Here is a 21,118-nt window from a genome sequence, read left to right as displayed (position 1 = left end):
AGTTAGGATTAGAACTTCTTTCTGATTTGCTATAGCCTAAATGATCATCCATTTCAGATTCCATCATACTTTTAATAGTACCTCCAAGCAAATCTCTCAAAGCATCTTGAATATCTTCTGCTGTTTCGATATCATACTCTTCAATTAAACTTGCAATAATGTTTTTCTTCCCTTCGGTCAATGGACCAACTTTGTACACATTTTTCTTTGCCATAAAAATAGCCTCCTATAATAATTTGATTTTATCATAGAAAGCTATATAGTTTTAATATTTTACAGACTTTTTTTCACAGTCTCCAAAATCAAAAGACCGAAACCGGTGAGTATAAGCGATTTTCTTATTTTTTTCAATTTATCCATATAATTCCCCTCAAATAGGATATGTGGAATAAAAACCCACATAAATAATAAACGCTTTATTGTCCAATCTTTCAACTCATTTTATCTGACTTTATTTACAATATCATGGTAATAGAGGCCAACTATTATTGTCATTATACGTTTAGTCCTCGTTATTATTTATGACATTTCCTATGTCATAAATACTTAAATTCGTTTCTTAAATAAAATTGTTTCTCCTTAATTGAAACAGATTTGTATCGTTTCTTAGTTTTGTTTTATTTTAACATATTTCTAAAATTACGTCAGTAATTTCAAATTTATTAAAATAGATTTTCTAGTTTTTTGATAATCTTAATCTTCTGCCCTTTTTTATAACATAAACCCTCTAATAATCTTTCCCATTTACTTATTTCCACCCTTTTAGCAATCCTTTAATCCCAGGCATTGTATAATCCAAAAGATTGTAAGGAATTGCACACTTTCAATTCTCATTCTCATATAATGACTATATTGCCTTACTAAGATTTTAGTTCTTAATATACACCTTCATTCTCCGTTTTTATAGTCCTTAATCTCTAATTACAATATTGTTACATCTTAAATGGATTAATTACAGCTACGAATATACCTTGGTCTTATAAATAGATTAGCACATTTTAGTTCGTTACACTAAAGCTCATCTATGAGTTTCAACCTGCTTAATCGAATGTTTAGAATAAGGGGTAGTTGACAGTTTTTCTGACGGATGAAAAAACCAAAAACAGGTTGACTATACCAATTACTTTCCCTTATTATAAATACAAGTGCAAATATTAAATTACTAATGATGTGTTTAACATTTACACTTTAATGGCACTAAAATAGGCTAAGTCTGTAGGTTTTAAGTTGACCTAATGCTTAGCCTTTTAATTTTAAATAAATGGATAAATTTTAATATACTTATTTTGTTAAAACTTTTTTCGTTAATTATCTCTGATTATGGTATCAAATCTCATAAGTATTACTACAACCTCTGCTCTAGATGCTCCTGACTTAGGCTTAAGCATATTCTTGTCATCTCCCTTTATAATATCCTGTGCATTAGCCCATGCCATAGCTTCTTTAGCCCATGCAGAAACCTGAGTGTAATCTGTAAAATTAGAAATATTTTGGGTATTCTGACTGCCTGTCTTTACAAGCTCTTTTTCCTGTGCCATTCTGTAAAGTAATGTTGCCAGCTGCTCTCTTGTAATGTTTTCCTTTAGTCTGTCGTTGTCCATAAGATCATTTACATCTGCACCCATTCTTCCAAGTACAATTCTGAACATTTCTCTTGTCATTGAATTATTTGGACTAAAGGTGTTTTTTGTCGTTCCTGCAAACCACTCGCTTCCTAAAGCATAAGCTGTTCCTTCATAATACCATGAGTTTTCCTTTACATCCTTAAAGCTTTTAGCTTTCTCTGCTCCGTCCTTTTTAACCGTTTCAAGGCTCTTTGGCGTTTCATTCTGTGATGGGTTTTCCTCCTGTGTTGCAGGTTCTGTCTGGCCTACAGTACTGCCGCCACTATGACTATGACCGCCGCTGGAAGAGCCTCCACTGGATTTTTTAACTTGTTGAGTAATTGTTAGGCTGGCACTTGTTGTATTACTTTCCACTTTTAACTCTGCCGTATAAGTGCCTATTTCTTTTCCTGATTTTAATGTAACTGTAAAGTTTGCAGTAGCATTAGGTGCAAGTTCCGTAGCACTTAGCGCTACTACTTCAAAAGCATCTTTTGCATCTCCAGATAAATCTACTTTTAAGCCACTGTCTGTGGTATTTCCTGCATTGGTTACAGTGTAGGTTACGCTATTTCCTTTTTCATACCCATAAGTTAAAACTGGTAAACTACTGTCTCCCTCTAATTTTAGTTCATATCTTGGTTCTTCAATAGTTAATGCAACTGGTGTATTATCACCTTCATAATTATCAGCAAAACTACTCTGATAACGTACATAATATGTGCCTGGTGCAAGTTCAGTGAGTGTTCCATCTTCTGTAATATCTGTTTCTGTAATAGATGTGTAAGTACCCTCTTCACCTTCTTTATATTTCTTATATTCCATTTCTGTTGTTAGATTCGTTAAGCTGCCATCACCACTACCTTTTATTGTTTCATTTGTTTTTCCTATCTGAGACAACTTTGACGCTGCCTTATTTACTTTTTGAGTAATGCTTGTATTCGTACTTATCTCATCACCCAATGGGGGCGTTTTGCCTGATACATCAATGCTTGCTTCATAGCTACCTGCTGGCTTTCCTGACTGAAATGTAATAGTAAATGTTGCTGTTTCACTAGGTTCAAGTTTTGATACATTAAGATCACTTACTTTAAAATCAGCTTTTGCTTCTTCAGGTAAAGATACTTTTAAAGCACTTACTGTTAAGGCACTGACTGTTGTATTTCCTGCATTGGTTATGGTGTAGGTCGCACTATTTCCTTTTTCATACCCATAAGTCAAATCTTGAAAACTGTCATTTGTCGTTAATTCCAATTTATATATTGCAGCTACACCCTTATTAATAGTTCGTGTAACTGACATATTCTCACCCTCATAATTATCAGCGAAACTATCTTGATAGCGTACACTATATGTGCCTGGTGCAAGTCCAGTAATTGTTTCATCTTCTGTAATATCTGTATCTGTAATAGATGTGTAAGTACCCTCTTCACCTTCTTTATATTTCATATATTCCATCTCTGTTGTTACATTCGTTAAGCTGCCATCCTTAAAACCTTCAATAGTTTCGTCCGTTGCTTCTATCTCAGAAAGTTTTGACGTAGCTTTATTAACATTTTGACTAAAGCTTAATTCAGTAGTTTTGAGAGTTTCTCCATCTATACTTTCACCCAATGCATCAACATTACCCGATACATCAATGCTTGCTGTATAGATACCAACGGCCTTGCCTGCTTTTAAGCTAACCGTAAATTCTGCTGTTTCATTAGGTTCAAGCCCTGTTGGATTAATGTTGCTTTCTTCAAAATCGGCACCTGATAAATTGACTATTAAGTCTTTAATTTTTGTATTTCCTGTATTGGTCACTTTATATGTTATACTCTTTGTTTCAGAAGACTTATAAGTTACATCATCCAGACATACATCTTCCAATTGTAGCTGCATTTGAGAAATTGCTACCATGGGATAACCCTTCGCATCAGTAATCCATTTTTCTTGGTTATCTGTACCGTTAAGTGTCTCTATAGCGTCAGTAACAATATCTAACGTATGGCAATTACTCACATCCTTATCCTCTTTTTTCCCAACGATTCTTATATCATCAAGTTTTTTATAAAAACATGAATCTATTGTTCCTGAATCTTGCTTCCCTATTAATTCTCCTATATATAACTTGTCTACACTTATAGCGGTGCCACTTATACTGTCACTGTTACTACAATATTGTATCGTTCCTGACTCCTGCCAACCTATTAATCCTCCTATCTCTAACGTAGAACTTTCTCCACTTACACTCCCACTTACACTCCCACTATTACTACAATATTGTATCGTTCCATTTTGTCTACCTGTTATTCCTCCTATCCTTAGCTCATCTCCGCCTTCTCCACTTATACTGCCACTGTTGCTGCAATTTTCTATAACTATATCTGCCGTGGTACCAGTTTGGTCGCCCGCAATGCCTCCTACCTGACCGAGTCCTTCTGCTCCATCTTGCTTTTGCTTTACTGCGCCACTATTACGGCAGCTCACTATCTTAGATCTGCCATTAATGCCTGCAATACCTCCTACTTGCTTCTTTCCTTTTACTTCTCCGCTATTGCTGCTGTTACTGATATTTCCAGGCGTTCCAGGCGTTCCATGAGGAGCTGACGGAGCTTTATACTGTCCACTTTCACCTACTACTCCTCCTATACTTTCACTTCCACTTACTGTACCACTATTACTGCTATTACTTATACTTCCACCCTCATTGTAACCTACTACTCCTCCTACATTACCATTTCCTTTTACAGTTCCACTATTACTGCTATTACTTATACTACCTCTATTAGCGCCTGTTATTCCTCCTATATTATTCCTTGCTCCATTTATTTTTCCACTATTGCTACAATTACTTATACTTCCATTAATATTATTCCAGCCTATGATTCCTCCTGCATAATTTGCTGTGGCACCTCTCGCATTTATTTTTCCACTATTGCTGCTGTTACTGATACTTCCTCGTATATTGTAACCTGCTACTCCCCCTACGTTAGTATCTCCGTCTATAGTTCCACTATTACTACAATTACTTATACTTCCACTATCATTTCTGCCAACCACTCCTCCTACATAATTTTTTCCATATATATAACTATCTTCAATATGTAGATTTTCTATTGTTGCATTATCTGTATAACCAAATAGACCTACATAGCTCAAGCTACCATCTTTAATGTAAATTCCTTTGATACTATGACCCCTACCATTAAAGTTTCCTGTAAAATGATGTGCCTCATTGCCCATAGGTGTCCAAGTTGTACCCTCCGCATTTAGTTCTCCTGCACCATTTAATACATTTTCATTTAGTACAATATCATTTTGCAGTTCAAAATATTTACCTGCATAATCTGTTCCGTCTTTTACTTGCTGTGCCAAATAGGCTAGCTGCTCTGCTGTTTTAATAATGTATGGATTTCCTTCTGTACCACCATCTGCTGGAAAGTCACCTTCGGCGCTTCCACTCCATACCGAAGTATCTGGCACTGTTTCTGCCATTACAGGCATTGCAGGCATCAGGCTTATTACCATACATAAACCCATTAAAATAGCCAGTCTTCGATGTATCCTCATTTTTACTTTCATAACCTTCCTCCTCGTAATTTTCATATATATTTAAGCATCTATTGTACATGCAGTATGTTATCGTAAACTATTTTTTATATAATAAAATGGGAATATTATTAAATTTTCCTATTCTATAAAAGCGAAGTAGCAAAGCCACATTTTTTATGAATCACTCTGGTAATATGACTGTATTTTAAAACTTTAGCCTTTTAGATGTACACTACACAGGTTTGATCTTTCAGGCATAATCCCACTACATTGAAGTCCTTCCTCCAGTTTTTCTTTGCTTATAGGACGAAGTGCAAACTGCTTTACTCCGTTTTCAAAAGCAAATCCTGCAAAATCTTCATCGTCCGAAAACCAAATAATATTCGCCTTCGGATTTCGAAGGTGGATATGTTTTACGGCTTCCATCCCCTTAGCTCTGTCTATGGCTACTATCACAATTTCATAGCTTATTTTCATCATAGATTGTATAATTCTTTCTCTATTTTCAAAAAGCTCAATATTAGGATAGTAATTATATTCTGTGCAATAATCCAGAACCAATCTTCTCAAAAGTTTTGCATCCTCCTGATTTGCACTGATAGCTATTTTCATTCTAGTCCCTCTATTCATAACATTTTTCGTTAACATACTAAATTAAAGTCTTTATAGATTGCTTTAACCAAAGTATCAAATTTTACCTGAGTCTTCAATGGCTTTTAACTGTGCGGTCTCTATGGAGACTGAGTGGTAGTCAGAACCCCTATTTTATATAATAGGAAACATTTTTCTATTATATAAAATGAGGAAGTGCAGAGGGGCGAAAGCCTCTTTGCCTATAAGGGAGGGTGCTCAGCGAATGAAATAAGCGCCGAAGGGAACCATAGGGTTCCATAGCGGTGTGGCCAAGCCACCATTTTTATAGTATAATTACATTCATATAGTTATAAAATCGAGGAGGTTTACCATGAAGATTGCGATTGTTGATGATTTAAAAAAGGAACGTACTTTGGTTCAAAAACTTGCCTCGCAGTATTTTGATGACAGAAAAACTCTATATGACGTCGCACCTGATTTTGAGGAGTATGAAACCGGCGAAAGTTTTTTAGAAAATTATTCTCCTGGCAAATATGAAATCGTTTTTTTAGATATATATATGGATAAAATAACAGGTATTGACGTAGCTAAACGCATTGCTACATTTGACAAAGACTGTAATATTATATTTTTCACAACCAGTGACGAGCATCAGCTAGATGGCTACAGTGTCCATGCTATTGGTTATATTATGAAACCTATTTCTGATCACTTACCTGCTTTCTATACAGCATTAGATTATGCTGCTAGCAAACTCTTGATGGATCAAGCTGGTATTACAGTCACTACTGACTGTGGTGAGATATATTTACACTATAGAAATATTGTATACATAGACTGTATTGGTCGTACTACTTATATTCATCTTACAGATATGAATTTAACAGTTTTAGGAAAGTTTAAGGACTACCAGCCTATTTTTCTTGCTGATAACCGATTTTTAGAATGTTACCGAAATATTATCATCAACATGGACTATATCGATAGGCCTGATAACGATGACTTCATTCTGAAATCAGGCGAAAAATTACCTATCAGCAGAAGGAAAAAAGCTATAGTACTTGAAAATCATATGACATATTTTGTTAAGAAGCGAGGAATGTAATCATTATGGAAATTTTCTTTACAGTTTTATCAGTAGCACTAACACAAATACCCGGCCTAATTTTACGCTATATTCCTTTTTCAAAGTTATTCACACAAAAACAAAAAAAACAGTTGCTGAACTGTTATATACTTTTCTTTATTTTTCAATTTACGGTTCTTTATATTATTGCACTCCGTATTTCTCTGACTCCTTCAATATATAGAATCGCTGTGCCTCTTGGGGCAGTTATATACCTATGTATTAACTGTGTTATTCTGAAGAATATGTTTTTTCAACACGCCTTTGTCTATGGAATGCAGGGTAGCTACTGCCTTGTCCTTCATTCATTTGTAGCAATTCTGCTGAGTCACTTTGCCCCTCATCTGACTGTAAACAAACAGATTATATCTCAAAGCTTTCTCTTTTTACTGCTCTTTGTCGTTACCGCCTACCCTCTATGGCATTTTATTAAAGACTCTTTCTACTTAAAGATTTCTGCAGAATACAACTACCACTGGAATCTTGTATGGTTTATCCCTAACTTGCTTTGGCTTAGCACTGTCATTACTACCATGAGTCATAATTGGATTAGCTCCTCTGTTCAGCTTATCGCGAGAATAATAATGGGCATTACTATCTTTATATTATGGAAATGTGTTAATCTTGATTTTAAACAACTTGAAGAAAAGTTCACACTTAAATCAACAAACCAGCTTTTGAACATTCAAATGAAAGCTATCAGCCATCAGGCTTCAACTATCCATGAAAATGATGAAAAACTTCAAATCCTGCGCCATGACTTTCGCCATCACATACAGATGCTATCTACACTCATAGCATGCAAAGACCTAGCTGCTGCTTCATTACTTCTTAATCAACTAAATGATGACCTTGAAAATACAAAACCTATTATTTTCTGTAAAAATTCAGTTATTAATTCTGCCCTATTGGTCTATACCAGCAAGGCTCAAAAACAACACATAGAAATTATATCAGAAATTGATATTCCTCAAAAGATTCCTTGGAATAGCAATGACATGGCTCTATTGTTTGCTAATGTTTTGGAAAATGCCATCAATGCCAGTATCCAACAGCCTAAAGAACAAAGAAAAATATGCATTACAACAAGGTATGATGATAACAAACTAGCGATTATTGTAGAAAATTATTTTACTGGAGAAATTTTATTTAACAATAATGGCATGCCTATTTCTCTAAAACAAGGTCACGGTATAGGTATGCGTTCTATCGCTTCAATAGTTTCAAAATATCACGGACATATGGTTTGCTCCCATACACATGATTGGTTTACAATCAATTTTATGTTTTCTAATAGGTATGCGTCAAATGAAGAACACCTTGACAAAAATCCTGACATTTTCTAGGATTAATCAACCGCTTTAATTTTTTGACTTACTTTACTTAAAATCCATAGAGTAAACTTCTGCTTTTTCACATTTCACAAAGTCAGCCGTTAAAAATAATTCTCTTAGTTCTAAATATACTCTAATAACCAACATTAAATTCAAAACTTTACTTGTAATCTATCTTTTTTAACTGTACACGCAATAATGATGTCATAAGTATCTGGTGATTCCTTGGCGGAAAAAATTGCTAGTAAAAAAACATTTAGTAAATAGTGTATTTCACAATCCATCTTTGAACTGATGTCTTACTTATATTAGTTAATTCTGCTATTTGCCCTTGAACCCTTTTTTCGTCTATATATTGCTTACAATAATAGATTTTATCTTGAGCTGATATTTTAGATATACAAAATGCTCCCGTCTAAGTATCAAGTATTTTATTATTTCACTTGTCTTCCTAGAAGGGAGCATATCAGTTCATAGCATTCCTTTTCACATCATTATTTATTAATTAACTTCGATTCTACCAAAAGATTTTTTATTGCCTGTGCTGCTTCCGCATAAGATAAACTTAATTTCGGTGAAATTGTCGTTGCTGTGGTTCCATTGAAGACATGTGCTCCAAGTACTTCCTTAACATTATTTGCTGCCCAGCCGCTTACCTTTGTATAATCCGTATAGTTTTGGTAACGGCTTGCATCACTTTGGGTAAGTTTTGTAATCTTCATCGCTCTTTGATACATGGTCATGGCTTCTTCTCTTGTTATCTGATTGTCTCCTTTAAAGGTTCCATCTGAATACCCGGTTACGATTCCGTACTTATTTGCTATAAGTATCGCAAGGGTTCTATCTCCTGTCGCACTAATATCCTTAAATTTGTTTTCATACGTTCCTTGTCTATAGATGCCTAATGCTCTTACAATATACTCTGCAAAGTCTGCTCTTGTTATTGCCTTGTTCGGCTCAAAAGTATCCACATTAAAGATTACTAGTCTTGACGCCATATCATTGACTGCATCCTTGGCCCAGTGATTCTCCACGGATTTCACTATAATAGTGTTCCAGACAACTGAGTAGTTTGAGTTTGTCAAGGAATTCAAACTTGCATACCACTTTCCATCCTTCTGATATAGTGTTGTCGGCACATGGCTATAAGTTCCATCTGAATTAAACACAATGCCTGTGGTAATTTTGCTTGGGTCAACCCCTGTGGGAATCTCCATGACTCTTTCTACATAGTTGCTAAACTTGTTGATTGACTGTTCCTTCGTTGTGCCATCTGTTTTGGTAGTCTTTGCTACAATTTCAAATTCTACAGGTGGGAATACTAGCTCTGCTCCGTTTGCCTTCGCAACTTCGTTATATTTTTCAACCACCTTTTCATCAAGCTTAGTGATTTTCACTTCCACTTTAATATCAGCAAGTTTCTCTTCTTCTAAGCCAAGATTTTCTGCAACTTTACTTATTGTAAATTCTTCCGCAGGAATTACATATTCCACATTATCCCGTTTAACAGAAACATCAAAATTATTCTCTTCCAGCTTCTTGACAATGTCGCCTGTCATCCCAACCTTAGCAGTATCTGATTTGGTATCTTCAATGGGAACCTGAAATAAATTATCATTGTTCATTGTATTACTTTTGATTGCTTCGTCTATTTTATTTTCAATTACTTTGTTATCTACTTCTACCGTAACAGTGGATCTACCATCTTCGGTTATCGTTGTTTCTTTTCCAGCATCCTGCCGTTGCCCGTTGACAATCACAGTTACTGATTTTTGGCTTGACGGGATCGTTGTATTGGAATGACTACCCCCACCGCTTCGTCCACCAGAAGAACTTACCGTTGCTATGAACTGTGCAATAACGCTTATATCTCTTATTACATTTTCATCCGCCCTAGAGGCTGTTATAACACCATCGCTCCACTGGGAGAAAGTATATCCATCGTTAGCCACTGCTGTTACCGCAGTTCCGTTTGCACCAGGCTCAACCGTTTGTGAAGTTTCACCTGTTATACTTCCACCTGTTCCTGCGACATAGCTAATTTTTGGATTGCGTACAATAATTTTATATTCACTGATTAAATCCGGCATTCTTTTGCTATCACTTAATTCCATCATTCTTTCGCTCCGTAAGCCATAAAATAAACGATAAGTTCCTAACGGTATCTCCTTGCTTAATTGAAATCCGGCTTCTTCGCCATCTCCTTCATCATCATCTTCTTCTATAATATAAGCACCTAAAGCTTCAAAATCGCCGCCTATGATCTCACATACAACATCAGCCATTAGGTTACCCTCACTGTCATAAACAGCCACCGCAGGAAATTCAACAAAGAAATCAGTATCTTTTCCTTTTACCAGATCTACTGATTCAGGATTTAATGCAATATATGGTTTACTTAAAATAAGATCAAATGTGATTGGTTTAGCGGAATCATCTGCCAAAGAAACCGTTACTGTATAAGTGCCGTTTGGTGTACTGCTGCCTAATTCAATATATCGATCCGAGCTACTTATTCTGGCGCCATATTCACTTAGTTCTTCACTAGTATATTTTAACGTCTTCCCAGTAACAAGATCTCCATTTTCATCTCGAACTGTGGCTCTGGGCAAATTCGCTTCTAAACTATTTACCGTAATATCATCAATCGGGTCAATGGTGAGTACTGATGTTTGATCTTCTCCTTCTTTAGATTGCAGCGGCTTATCAAATCCCACCTCATAATAGGTTGTTTCTTTTGTGGATATGTCAATATTTATATAATACGCTATGCCTGCCTGCACTGTAATTTTTCTTTGATTTGAAGAATCATAATTCATATTAGTGGAATCATTGTCTAAGTATGAATTACCGTCATTATCACTAACCTGAAATCCAAATGTTGAACTACCGGATTCGCCGTATCCAGTCACCGTAAGGGTGTATTCCCCTGATTCTGTCGGAATAAATTTAAAATATGGGTAATCGTTATGCCACAGCTCCCACCCCATTGACCAGTCTTCTGTTGGAATCAGTGTTAAATGTGAACTTTGGTCTGTTAGTAAAGTTGCAGATGTGAAATTGGCACCACCGGTGATATAGACAAGCTGATCAGCATAAACATGATTAAATTGCCCCCCGGAGAATCCAAAGAATAGTATAATTGCTAATATAACTGAGATTATTTTTTTCAAAATTCGTCACTCCTTTTCTTTAAATATTTCTGAATAGCTCGCCTTTATATAATTAGCATAATTTGATGAAAAGACGTATTTATATTTCGATAATAGCACGATGTATGCCACTAATAACTTTTCTTATCAAATTGTTAGAATTCATCAATAAAAAAACGTTGCCTCTGTGCTAATTGCAGATACAACGTTTTAAATATCTAAGATGTTACTTTATTTTCTATTGTTTGTTATAGCTCACTCATGATCATACGATATCCCTGCCCTCGAATCGACTCAATATCCAGCTTTGGCAGTTTACTTCTTATACTGCTTACCCGAACCATGATTGTCCCTTTATCATTAATGTACTCTTCTTTCCAGATTGCTTCATATAACATTTTATATGTCAGTATTTCATTTGGATGATCTACAAAAAAGCATAAAATATCATTTTGTAATGGGGATAGTCGAATGATTCTATTATCTTTGCCATTATCATTTTGGTATTCTACAGTCCGCTCTTTGGCATTGTAAGCATATGGTCCTAGTTTGCGCATAAATGAATCACTTTGTTTTTCTGAATTAATTTTATATCTACGCAAGTGAGCACCTATACGAGCCATCACTTCATTAATACTAAAGGGTTTTCGAATGTAATCATCTCCTCCAAGTTCCAATGCCTTGGTCAGGCTTTCATCATCGTCTAAACATGTGATAAATATTATAGGAACATCATTTATTTTACGGATGCGATCGCAAAGATCATATCCGGTTAAACTTGGCATCATAATATCAAGAATAACCATATCATACTCATTTTGATATAAATATGCCATGGCTTCTTCGCTGTCGCTAAAAGCTACTGAATCATACCCATCATCCTGTAAAGCAATTTCAAGAATTTCACCGATATCCTTATCATCATCTACAATGACTATTTTCATCATTCACCTCTTTTCATCGGAAAGCATATTGTGAAGGTTGTTCCCTCCCCCACCACACTTTCACATTGAATAGTTCCGCCATGGCCTGCGACAATGGATTTTACAATTGCCAGTCCCAAACCAAAGTGCTTTGAATCATTATTTCGTGTTGCATCAACACGCACAAAGCGATTAAATATCTGCTCAAGGTATTTATTGTCAATACCAATCCCTTTATCTTGTATTTCTATAAGATACCTACTATCCTCTATTTTTCCACGGATATAAACCGTTGAACCTTCAGGACTATAGTCTATCGCATTGTCAATTAAGTTAACAAAAAGTCGTTTGATTTGTCCATAATCACATTCAAGTTGCATATTTTCAGTAAGTTCGCATTGAATTTTATGGGAATGATATTGACACGTATCAACCACTTCACTTATAATCAAATCCAACGCTTCAATATCCTTTGCCGTTGACTTTCCCTGTTCTACCCTTGCTAAATACAGTATATTTTCCACTAAATCACCAATATAATTAACCTTCTTTAAAATAATATCCATGTAATGTTCTTGCCGATCTTTCTCTATTTTTCCGGCATTGATAAGCTCTATATAACCTTTGACAACCGTTATCGGTGAACGTAAATCATGAGATATATCGGATAATAATTGACGTCTTGATGCATCCTCTTTCTCAAGTAATCTTAGTGATTCTGTCAACTGTTTCGTCTTCTCTTGAACAACTTCCTCCAGATAGTTTTCATTGATTTCTGTTAAGTAAAATTGCCTTGAAAAATCTGTAATAATAAAATAGGACATCATCAAATAAAAAGCAAATTGACCAGTCATCAATAAAATCGGATATTGAGATAATATGCCGAAACTGTAGTTGGATAATGAAATACTTATCAACAATCCATAAGATAAAATATAGGTCATAAAAGCAATATACAAGTAGGCTTCTTTTTGCTCTCCCAATAAGTATGTCTTACCTAAGAGAATCAAAGCATAGAGCATAAATGTCATCACTGCAAATAAGAGCACTAAATAAAATTCATCTGCCGATTGTTGTGCAAAGATAACATAGATAATTCCCAAAATAAGAAGCAATAAAGTAATTGGTACAAACCTTTCTAGATATTCATATACTTTACCTTTTTTAATATATAAAATAATAGATAGGGCACTTAAAAATTGAGTTACCAACGTGGGAAAAGCTTGTAAATATGAGTTGATTATATATATACTTCCACGAGGTGTAAATATAGTAAACGGTTCAAAATACGTTAAGATAATATAACCATTTAATATTCCCGCTATCCCAAGTGTAAGTAAAAACAAATGTTTCTGGTTACGAATAAATAATCCCAAGAGTACAAGCCCCATAGTACAATAAAAAATACTATGAACACTTTTGAATAATAATCTATAATTCCAAAGTTTAAATAAAGCATTGTAATCACCAATAAATAGATGTTTTTCTAATTGCCCACCTATATGTTCCGGATTACTTATTTGCATAACGATTTCAAATTCTTTTGCTTCTTTTAATTGAACCAGTTTACTTTCTTTCGCCATCAAAATACTATGCCCTTCCTCAGAAATATTTCCTGATGAAGCCACTAACGTCCCATTAACAAAGACGTTTGCAGCACTATAAATTTCTTCAATTATAAGGCCATTAATGTGAGATAAATCTCCTCGTATTTTCATATAAGCCGTTATAGAATCTTGGGAGAAATTATATTGACGTATCTCGTTATATGTCAATCGTTTTACCTTTGCTTCCAAAGTCTGCTCGTTTTTTACGTATGCAGACATTTTTTCGGGTGTTAATATTCCATCAACCACTAAGAACTCACCATTCACATTAATGACCTCCTGTTTTTCAATCCTCTGGATATCTAATACGCCATCTTGTCCTTGAAAGTTTTTCTCAATAAACATATTAAACACAAAATAGATTGATATGGTTGCACCTATAAAAATAGCTAATAGAGTAATTGCTTTTAGTGTTTTCATTTAATTCAGACCTCATGTCATCTATATTTTCACCATTTTTCAGTGGTGAAAACCGTTATTTTCGACTCCATTTTTCATCCCCAAAATTTTACTAATTAATTATATCAAATTTTATTGGAAAAGTAATGAAGTTATCTATTCATTAACAACGTTTTATTTTTAATATATTACATTTTTACTTCTAAACACCCTTTGTAATCTATATTTCGGCCATTTTAAAAAGGCAAAAACCGCCATTTTTAGCTCGGTATTTGCCTCATTTTTTCTTAAAAACACACAATATATGTGGTTGTATTCTATTTTATTTCTTTGAAACACATTTTGTCATTTATTTTATCTACTAACGGGTTTCCGTAATTCCGACTATGCCTAATTCCCCCCAAACTCCTTATTTTTCAACTGTTTATCTTCTCCACTCCACATGCGTGATAGTAGGGAATATTTCAAAAAGCTTTATGCCAATATATGGTATATAAAGTGTGCTATGTTTTACTTCACAACATATCCTGTCAATCTACCGTTACCAATTTTGTAAGCGCTTAAAAACCCGGTGCCTTGTATTTGGTTGATCCATATGTAATAATAATTTTCATTTTACATCTATACCATCCATATTTCCGCCCATTTTAAAGGGGCAAAAACCGTCCGATTTTTGCCCCTATTTTTCCTTAAAAATCAAAAAACATTGTGCTCATATTCAAATTTCTCAATACTTTTGCTACGTTTCAACAAACAAACTACCTCCGTATGCCTTGAATAGACAATAATGATGTCGTAGATAGCTGGTGGTTCCTTGATGGCAACTTCCTTTCCATATCATTTGTTGTTATCAACAATTTCAAGATCCAATTAATTAGTTATTTTGAGTGTTCACTTAAATATTTAAGATACTCGCTATTAATATGTTCTTCAAATTCTTCAATCAAAGAGGGTTGCACAAAATCACCATAAGATTTTAATATCATGTTTGGTAATTCAGAAAAGTATTTATTATCATTATATGCTTTTACCACATTAGGAAAAAGACATAGTGGAGATTTTGAAAGACCAGTAATATATTTTGTTACTTTTTCCTTATAATTAGGCTCAATAGAATTAATGTAAGAAATATAACCCTTAGTTTTCATTTGTTCAGAGTAATCACATGTAGCTATTTGATAATGAATCTTTGCTCTAACTTCTCGTTTTAATTTTTTTGGAGCTTTAACTTGATTATCATTAATTGTGATGCCTAAAACCTTCTTATGGTTTTTAGGTGACATAAACGTTGTTTTGTCTTTATTTAATGTAAAACCCTCATCTGTAATTATTTTTTCAATCATTCCATAAGTATTGTGTAGAAGTTCTCTATTATCACTTGAAAAGATAAGGTCATCCGCATATCGAGTATAGGCAATCTCCCGTTTATTACAATATCCTGCTATACGATAATCCATCTTTCTACAAACAATATTAGCTAAATACGCCGAGGTTACCGCACCTTGAGGTAAAGAATTGTTGTAAGTGCAAATGTTAGTCAGAAGATTTGAAACTTTAGTATTGTATCCTATGTTCAAAAATTGAAAGTAAACTTTTTCTTTAGAGATCGATGGATAGAAATCCTTTAAATCCATTTTTAATACAAATAAATTTAATCTATGTTTATTACTACAGGCAACTAAAGGTGAACCCTCTGTATATTTAAATCCATACGAATAAGGAGATACCTTTATTTTATATAAAATATTTTCCAATACCCATCTTTGTATGATTTTTAAAGAATACTTGGGCTCATCAATACGACGCTTGTTGCCATTACTTTTTTTAATATAGAATGTGTTATATTTATCTATGATATGATTTGAGCTTGCCCAATATACTTTTTTGTCAGTAAGGCGCAACTGTTCAACCAAATCTTGAAAACTAGTTAGAATTGGTAAGTTTAACGAATCTAACACAGTTTTATTAATATATTTTTTCATAAAATTAGCACCACTTTCTTACCATTAGTGTTTTGTCTCCAAAATTGGGAGCAATTTCACTGTCGTGGAATTGCTCATGATTTTGGAGCAATTCCGCATTTGCTAAGTAGCTTAGGGAAACGAATCATTTCCCGTAAATAGGTATGTACTACCAACTAGTATGTTCCTATAACGTTCTAAGAAAAGTGGTGCTAATAATATAACTTATGTAATACGCTTATGCGTATGCTGTCAAATATATGACTGCGATTTTTTAAGTTTACTTCGGATAATAATTTATATGAATAAAAATAACCTTTTTCAGTAAGTGAGTAATTACCATTTTCTTTTTTTATGAAACCATCTTTGAATAATCTTCTTACAGCTGAGGTGTATGTAAACTCAAAATCGTCAATAATATACCCTTTGTTTTCATATAGCTTTTTTATATTTGATACTACAGATTTAATATCTAATTCCTGTAAAAAAAACAATAATATTATTATGAAATTGTATTGCCCTGAAATTAAATGTAAATCTTTTGTTTTTGCATTTTTCTTTCTATACCAAGTACTTCCAAACTTTCTGTCAATGCATTTATCTAACTCTTTAATAGTAGCATCAATATCAGTATTATAAAAAATAATATTATTCTTATTATTTTTACGCACATATTCAACAGGACCTTGCCGTATAAAACTTTTTACATTTTTGTATTTAAAATTCAATAATACTACAACTTTTGGGAAGGTTTCACTATTATTAACAAATGCGCCAAGCTCCACAAAAGACCCAGGACTTTCACATACAATAATGAGAACATCACTGTTATTAGCTAAAAATTTTTCTAAAGTCAGTAAATCAGATTTTTTTCGATTGAGAATTTCCATAAACATATCTTCAGGGTATAAAATTGATAAATCCTCTTTGTTATCTAATATTTCTCTAAGTTTGTCTCTATAAGATTTTTTTGTTTTGGTGCTTGCCCCTCCACATAAAAAAATATCTAAATTACTATGTTTTAAATTCATAAAAACTTTTTCGTATATTTCTTGGACAATTACCTCCACAACTTCACCAACTTTCTTTTACATATTATACCATAATTTTCTTAAATATTCAATTTTAATTTGCTATATTTTATCTGTAATAATTAATTTTGCAATATGAGTATTATACACTATACCTCCATCATCTCCGTTACCACAATCCTCGAATAAAACCTAATCTCCATTCCATATCTCCTATATATTTTAATTCATAGTTTCCAAATGGCACTGTATTTTTAGTTTCGTTTTGCACTATAAACAAACCTTTATATTTGCTCCATTATATCTTTTGACTATAATATACCTATCACAAACTTCAATTCTATCCACCTTGTTCTTTACTACACTTTCATCGTAAGTACCCTCGCAAATTAGTGCTGAAAGTTTTTCTTTTAACCATTCTTCATTTATCGTAGGGGATAGAGTGCACTCGTCTTTGCCCTTTTCAATTCTAGTGGCACATCTCCATAACACTTTGCCGCGTTCCGTTCTTCTACGATAGGATGCACCACAGTCTCTACATACAAATAAATTGCCTAGAATGTACTTGCTATTAAATTTGCTCTTAGACGCTTCTATACTTCCATCATCGTTACGCACAATTCTTTCACGACGTTTCATTTCTTCTTGCACTCTATTAAATACATCTTTTGATACAATAGCAGGGTGCGTATCTTCTACATAATATTTTGCCCTCTCACCATGATTCACTTTTCTTTTTCCAGTAAGATAATCCTCAGTAAAAGTTTTCTGAAACATGGTACAACCTTTATACTTTTCATTTTTGAGCATCTTCTGGATAACATACGTTGCCCAAACATCTTTACCTGTAGCAGTTTTGATTTGCTGACTTTCTAACTGCTCTTTTATCTGCTGTAATGTCATTCCATCTAAATATAACATAAATATTGTTTTCACTACTTCTGCTTGCTCAGATACAATAACTAAGTTGCCGTCTTCACATTTATAACCCATAAAGGTTTTATACTTCGTAAATATATCTCCGTTTCCAAACTTCCTTTGATAGCCCCATTGAATATTTTCACTTAGATTTCTGCTTTCTTCTTGAGCTAAAACACCGCTAAGAGTGATTGCAAATTCTGCTTCATCTTCGATTGAGTTCCGATTTTCATTTTCAAAATACATATTAATCCCCCTTTCTTTTAATTTTCTTATGATGATTAATGTATCTAATATATTCCTAGATAATCGACTGAGAGATTTAGTAAGAATGTAATCAATCTCACCAGCACAAGCCTTATTTATCATTTTCTCTAAGTTGGAACGACCTTTTTGGCGAAGTCCACTACCATAATCAAAATAAACACCTGCATATTCCCACTGAGGATTGCTTTGTATGACAGTTTTATAATTAGATATTTGTAAATCAATGCTACTTTGTTGGCTTTCAAATTTTGTGCTAACCCTGCAGTACGCAGCAACCTTCAACTTTTTCTTTTCTTCTTTGGTAGGTTCTATTCTTCTAAGTTTTTTCATACCAATCTCTTTTCTCGAATTTGTGTACAAAAAAGCCGTGAGCAATTTTACTCACGGCTTTCGCTATTTTTATTTTATTTTACTTATCAGCTCGTTGCAACAGGGTTACAACCTCACAATGCATCGTATATAATAACAAAATTAAAATGTTTTCTCTACAATACTATATAATAACTTATAACACCTGAAATTTTAACACTTATATGAAATTAAATCTATAAATTATAATTTAAAGTTACTACGAATTAAATATGATAACTTAACCTTGGTGTACATCAGGTGTACAATGTACACCTACTCATGCAAACAGCCGAACACTATGCCGGCTGTTTTTTAGAAAGCAGGTTGCTTCCCCTTTTTCTCTCTTTTAGATATTAAATTATATATGTGTGGAATGCAAACGGTTTATTCTTTTTATAATTTATGATAAGATGGTAAATAGTAAAATTATGTATATGGAAGGTAAATAAATGGAGTTAATTAAAAAAGGCAAAAAAATTGTCATTGGCATAATTATAGCCCTAATAATAATTGATATTATCACGATACCGGGTAGCACATATATTTATGCTATTAATGGTTCTATGAATCAAGTAATTAGTCATTTAATACAAGCAACTATCAGGTTAGGCTTAGAAAGTATAATATTATTTTTCCTATACAAAGGTCATATATGGGCTAAAAATCTTATGGTGATACTTCTACTTATTGGAGGATTCTTTGGTTTAGTAATTATAACCTCAAGTAAATTATATTTATTTGAAATTTATTTCTTGATTATGAGTGTAGTTTTTATAATATCTGCTATTATCCTTACCGCATCTAAATCGGTTAAAAGTTTTTTATATTTTCAAAAAAATGGTTTTAATGAATAATCCAATAAGAATTTGTTTGTAAATCAAAAATCTGACCAAGTTATACTGGTCAGATTAATTAGTTTATTTATCAAACATACTTAATACCATATGCTTTAAACTATCCATTCACTCTAACATAAATCTGATAACTTTGTCCTTCTAATTCACCTTTAATTATAGCAAGCCCTTTTTTTACTGCTGTCACTTCTCCGCTTGCTGATACTGTGGCTACGCTTTCGTCCATTGAACTCCAAGTTACTAAACTGGGATCATCAGCTAAATATAGATTAGAGTTATCTCCTAATTTTAAATGAACTGCCAAACGCATTTCGTCTGCAGTACCCTCCACTACTTTTACCGGTATGTATTCCTTAAATGTTCCATCTGCATTTTGAGCATAAATATCAGCTTGTCCCTCACCAACTGCTGTTACTTTTCCATTAGCATCTACTGTGGCTACAGCTTCATTTGTAGAACTCCATGTTAGGTTAGCGTTGTCTGTTAAATTAAACGTTACACTTAGCTGAACGGTTTCACCTGTATTTAGTAGTACGGATAGTTTTTTATCAGTACTAACGCTATTTCCTATTTTTAGAGATTCCATTGTACTCAAAGAATTCGTTGTATCATTGGAACCTCCCATTATATAAATTTTTCCATTCACCGTCGCTGATCCAGCTTCTACTCTTACTTCAAGGGTAGAAGCTTCTGTTGTCCATGTATTTGTTGTAACATCATAAACTTCTACTATATTTAATCGCTTACCCGTACTCGGCTTACCATCCATAACATATATTTTACTACCTAAAGTAGCTGCGGTATGGTAATATCTTGCTGTAGGCATATCAGTTCCATTTGACCAAGTATCTGTTTTCGTATCATAAATATCTACTTTATTAGTACTGGATCCATTTATAACACCACCAATTACATATATATCGCTTCCAATTGCAACAGTTGCACCATTATACTTATCTGTTGGTATAGGAGTTCCTGTTTCCCAAGTATCAGTCACTGTATCATATATTTCTGTAGTATTTTTTTTAGTTTGATTATCATAATTTATTACGTAGATTTTCTTACCTACTGATGTTGCTGATACCCATTCTTGTATAATAGGAATGTCTCCCTTTGTTGTCCATGCATTCGTTTTTGTATCATAAATTTGCATTTCATCACTTCCTGGTGTAATAACATAAATATTTTCACCTATAACCGCCCCTGCCGATCTGCTAGTTTTAACTGGAATTGGGGCTCCTATATCCCAAGTATTTGTTTTTGTATCATAAATTTCCACAGTATTCGTATTATATCCACCTATCGCATAAATATTATCATTAACCACTGCTACAACAAAAGTTCTTTTTCCTGTGGGCATAGATGCTTCTTCCTGCCAGCCTGTTTCACCATCCGCCCAGGCGCTTATCCCCGATATACTTAATACCATACATAAAGTTAAAAAAATTGTTAATAATCGT

General features: G+C 33.6%; 13 protein-coding genes. 3 read left to right on the top strand and 10 right to left on the bottom strand.

What is annotated here, in order from left to right:
- The 3 genes from K292_RS0112090 to K292_RS0112080 form a co-directional block, all read right to left on the bottom strand.
- On the bottom strand, positions 1-214 hold a 214-nt coding region (locus tag K292_RS0112090; protein ID WP_037373098.1), incomplete at its 3' end, for a transposase.
- A gap of 1,090 nt (positions 215-1,304) precedes the next feature.
- Positions 1,305-5,171 carry a GLUG motif-containing protein gene (locus K292_RS0112085; RefSeq protein WP_027400042.1) on the bottom strand — a complete coding sequence of 1,289 codons (3,867 nt, stop codon included), beginning with the start codon at positions 5,169-5,171 and terminating at the stop codon, positions 1,305-1,307.
- Between the two features lie 183 nt (positions 5,172-5,354).
- Positions 5,355-5,753, bottom strand: a complete 399-nt coding sequence (locus K292_RS0112080) for a response regulator (protein WP_027400041.1) — start codon at positions 5,751-5,753, stop codon at positions 5,355-5,357.
- A 352-nt stretch (positions 5,754-6,105) separates the two neighbouring features.
- On the opposite strand from K292_RS0112080, the gene K292_RS0112075 reads away from it, so the two are divergent.
- Together K292_RS0112075 and K292_RS0112070 are read left to right on the top strand one after the other, a co-directional pair.
- Positions 6,106-6,840, top strand: a complete 735-nt coding sequence (locus tag K292_RS0112075) for a LytR/AlgR family response regulator transcription factor (protein WP_027400040.1) — start codon at positions 6,106-6,108, stop codon at positions 6,838-6,840.
- A 5-nt stretch (positions 6,841-6,845) separates the two neighbouring features.
- Positions 6,846-8,207: an ATP-binding protein gene (locus K292_RS0112070; protein ID WP_027400039.1), complete on the top strand. Its 1,362-nt coding sequence runs from the start codon at positions 6,846-6,848 to the stop codon at positions 8,205-8,207.
- Between the two features lie 482 nt (positions 8,208-8,689).
- Here the strand turns inward: K292_RS0112070 and K292_RS0112065 are convergent, their stop codons facing one another.
- The 6 genes from K292_RS0112065 to K292_RS17095 all read right to left on the bottom strand — a co-directional run bounded on the left by K292_RS0112065 (position 8,690) and on the right by K292_RS17095 (position 18,783).
- Positions 8,690-11,368: an S-layer homology domain-containing protein gene (locus tag K292_RS0112065; RefSeq protein WP_027400038.1), complete on the bottom strand. Its 2,679-nt coding sequence runs from the start codon at positions 11,366-11,368 to the stop codon at positions 8,690-8,692.
- Positions 11,369-11,595: 227 nt separating this feature from the next.
- A complete protein-coding gene (locus K292_RS0112060; protein ID WP_027400037.1) occupies positions 11,596-12,291 on the bottom strand; it encodes a response regulator transcription factor in 696 nt (231 codons plus the stop codon).
- Positions 12,291-14,297 (bottom strand): sensor histidine kinase, encoded by a 2,007-nt coding sequence (locus K292_RS0112055; RefSeq protein WP_027400036.1) that lies wholly within the window; start codon positions 14,295-14,297, stop codon positions 12,291-12,293. The genes K292_RS0112060 and K292_RS0112055 overlap by 1 nt, the downstream gene beginning before the upstream one ends.
- Before the next feature lie 857 nt (positions 14,298-15,154).
- Positions 15,155-16,258, bottom strand: a complete 1,104-nt coding sequence (locus K292_RS0112050) for a retron St85 family RNA-directed DNA polymerase (RefSeq protein ID WP_027400035.1) — start codon at positions 16,256-16,258, stop codon at positions 15,155-15,157.
- A 191-nt stretch (positions 16,259-16,449) separates the two neighbouring features.
- Positions 16,450-17,307, bottom strand: coding sequence for a retron St85 family effector protein (locus K292_RS0112045; RefSeq protein WP_156900538.1), 858 nt, complete (start codon positions 17,305-17,307; stop codon positions 16,450-16,452).
- Positions 17,308-17,538: 231 nt separating this feature from the next.
- A complete protein-coding gene (locus K292_RS17095) occupies positions 17,539-18,783 on the bottom strand; it encodes a recombinase family protein (RefSeq protein ID WP_037373180.1) in 1,245 nt (414 codons plus the stop codon).
- A gap of 470 nt (positions 18,784-19,253) precedes the next feature.
- On the opposite strand from K292_RS17095, the gene K292_RS0112035 reads away from it, so the two are divergent.
- Positions 19,254-19,658: a hypothetical protein gene (locus K292_RS0112035; RefSeq protein WP_027399710.1), complete on the top strand. Its 405-nt coding sequence runs from the start codon at positions 19,254-19,256 to the stop codon at positions 19,656-19,658.
- A gap of 100 nt (positions 19,659-19,758) precedes the next feature.
- On the opposite strand, the gene K292_RS18030 is transcribed toward K292_RS0112035, so the two are convergent.
- The coding region (locus K292_RS18030) for a Kelch repeat-containing protein (protein ID WP_156900516.1) at positions 19,759-21,118 on the bottom strand (1,360 nt) is incomplete at its 5' end.

Source organism: Anaerovorax odorimutans DSM 5092, assembly GCF_000426305.1.
GTDB lineage: Bacteria > Bacillota > Clostridia > Peptostreptococcales > Anaerovoracaceae > Anaerovorax > Anaerovorax odorimutans.
The sequence above is the reverse complement of the archived record's forward strand: the minus strand, read 5'-3'. Positions and strand labels throughout refer to the sequence as shown.

What these genes read in the sequence shown, in the direction of transcription:
- K292_RS0112085 (WP_027400042.1), bottom strand. Translation starts at nt 5,171, where the DNA reads ATGAAAGTAAAAATGAGGATACATCGAAGACTGGCTATTTTAATGGGT.
- K292_RS0112080 (WP_027400041.1), bottom strand. Translation starts at nt 5,753, where the DNA reads ATGAAAATAGCTATCAGTGCAAATCAGGAGGATGCAAAACTTTTGAGA.
- K292_RS0112075 (WP_027400040.1), top strand. Translation starts at nt 6,106, where the DNA reads ATGAAGATTGCGATTGTTGATGATTTAAAAAAGGAACGTACTTTGGTT.
- K292_RS0112070 (WP_027400039.1), top strand. Translation starts at nt 6,846, where the DNA reads ATGGAAATTTTCTTTACAGTTTTATCAGTAGCACTAACACAAATACCC.
- K292_RS0112060 (WP_027400037.1), bottom strand. Translation starts at nt 12,291, where the DNA reads ATGAAAATAGTCATTGTAGATGATGATAAGGATATCGGTGAAATTCTT.
- K292_RS0112055 (WP_027400036.1), bottom strand. Translation starts at nt 14,297, where the DNA reads ATGAAAACACTAAAAGCAATTACTCTATTAGCTATTTTTATAGGTGCA.
- K292_RS0112050 (WP_027400035.1), bottom strand. Translation starts at nt 16,258, where the DNA reads ATGAAAAAATATATTAATAAAACTGTGTTAGATTCGTTAAACTTACCA.
- K292_RS17095 (WP_037373180.1), bottom strand. Translation starts at nt 18,783, where the DNA reads ATGAAAAAACTTAGAAGAATAGAACCTACCAAAGAAGAAAAGAAAAAG.
- K292_RS0112035 (WP_027399710.1), top strand. Translation starts at nt 19,254, where the DNA reads ATGGAGTTAATTAAAAAAGGCAAAAAAATTGTCATTGGCATAATTATA.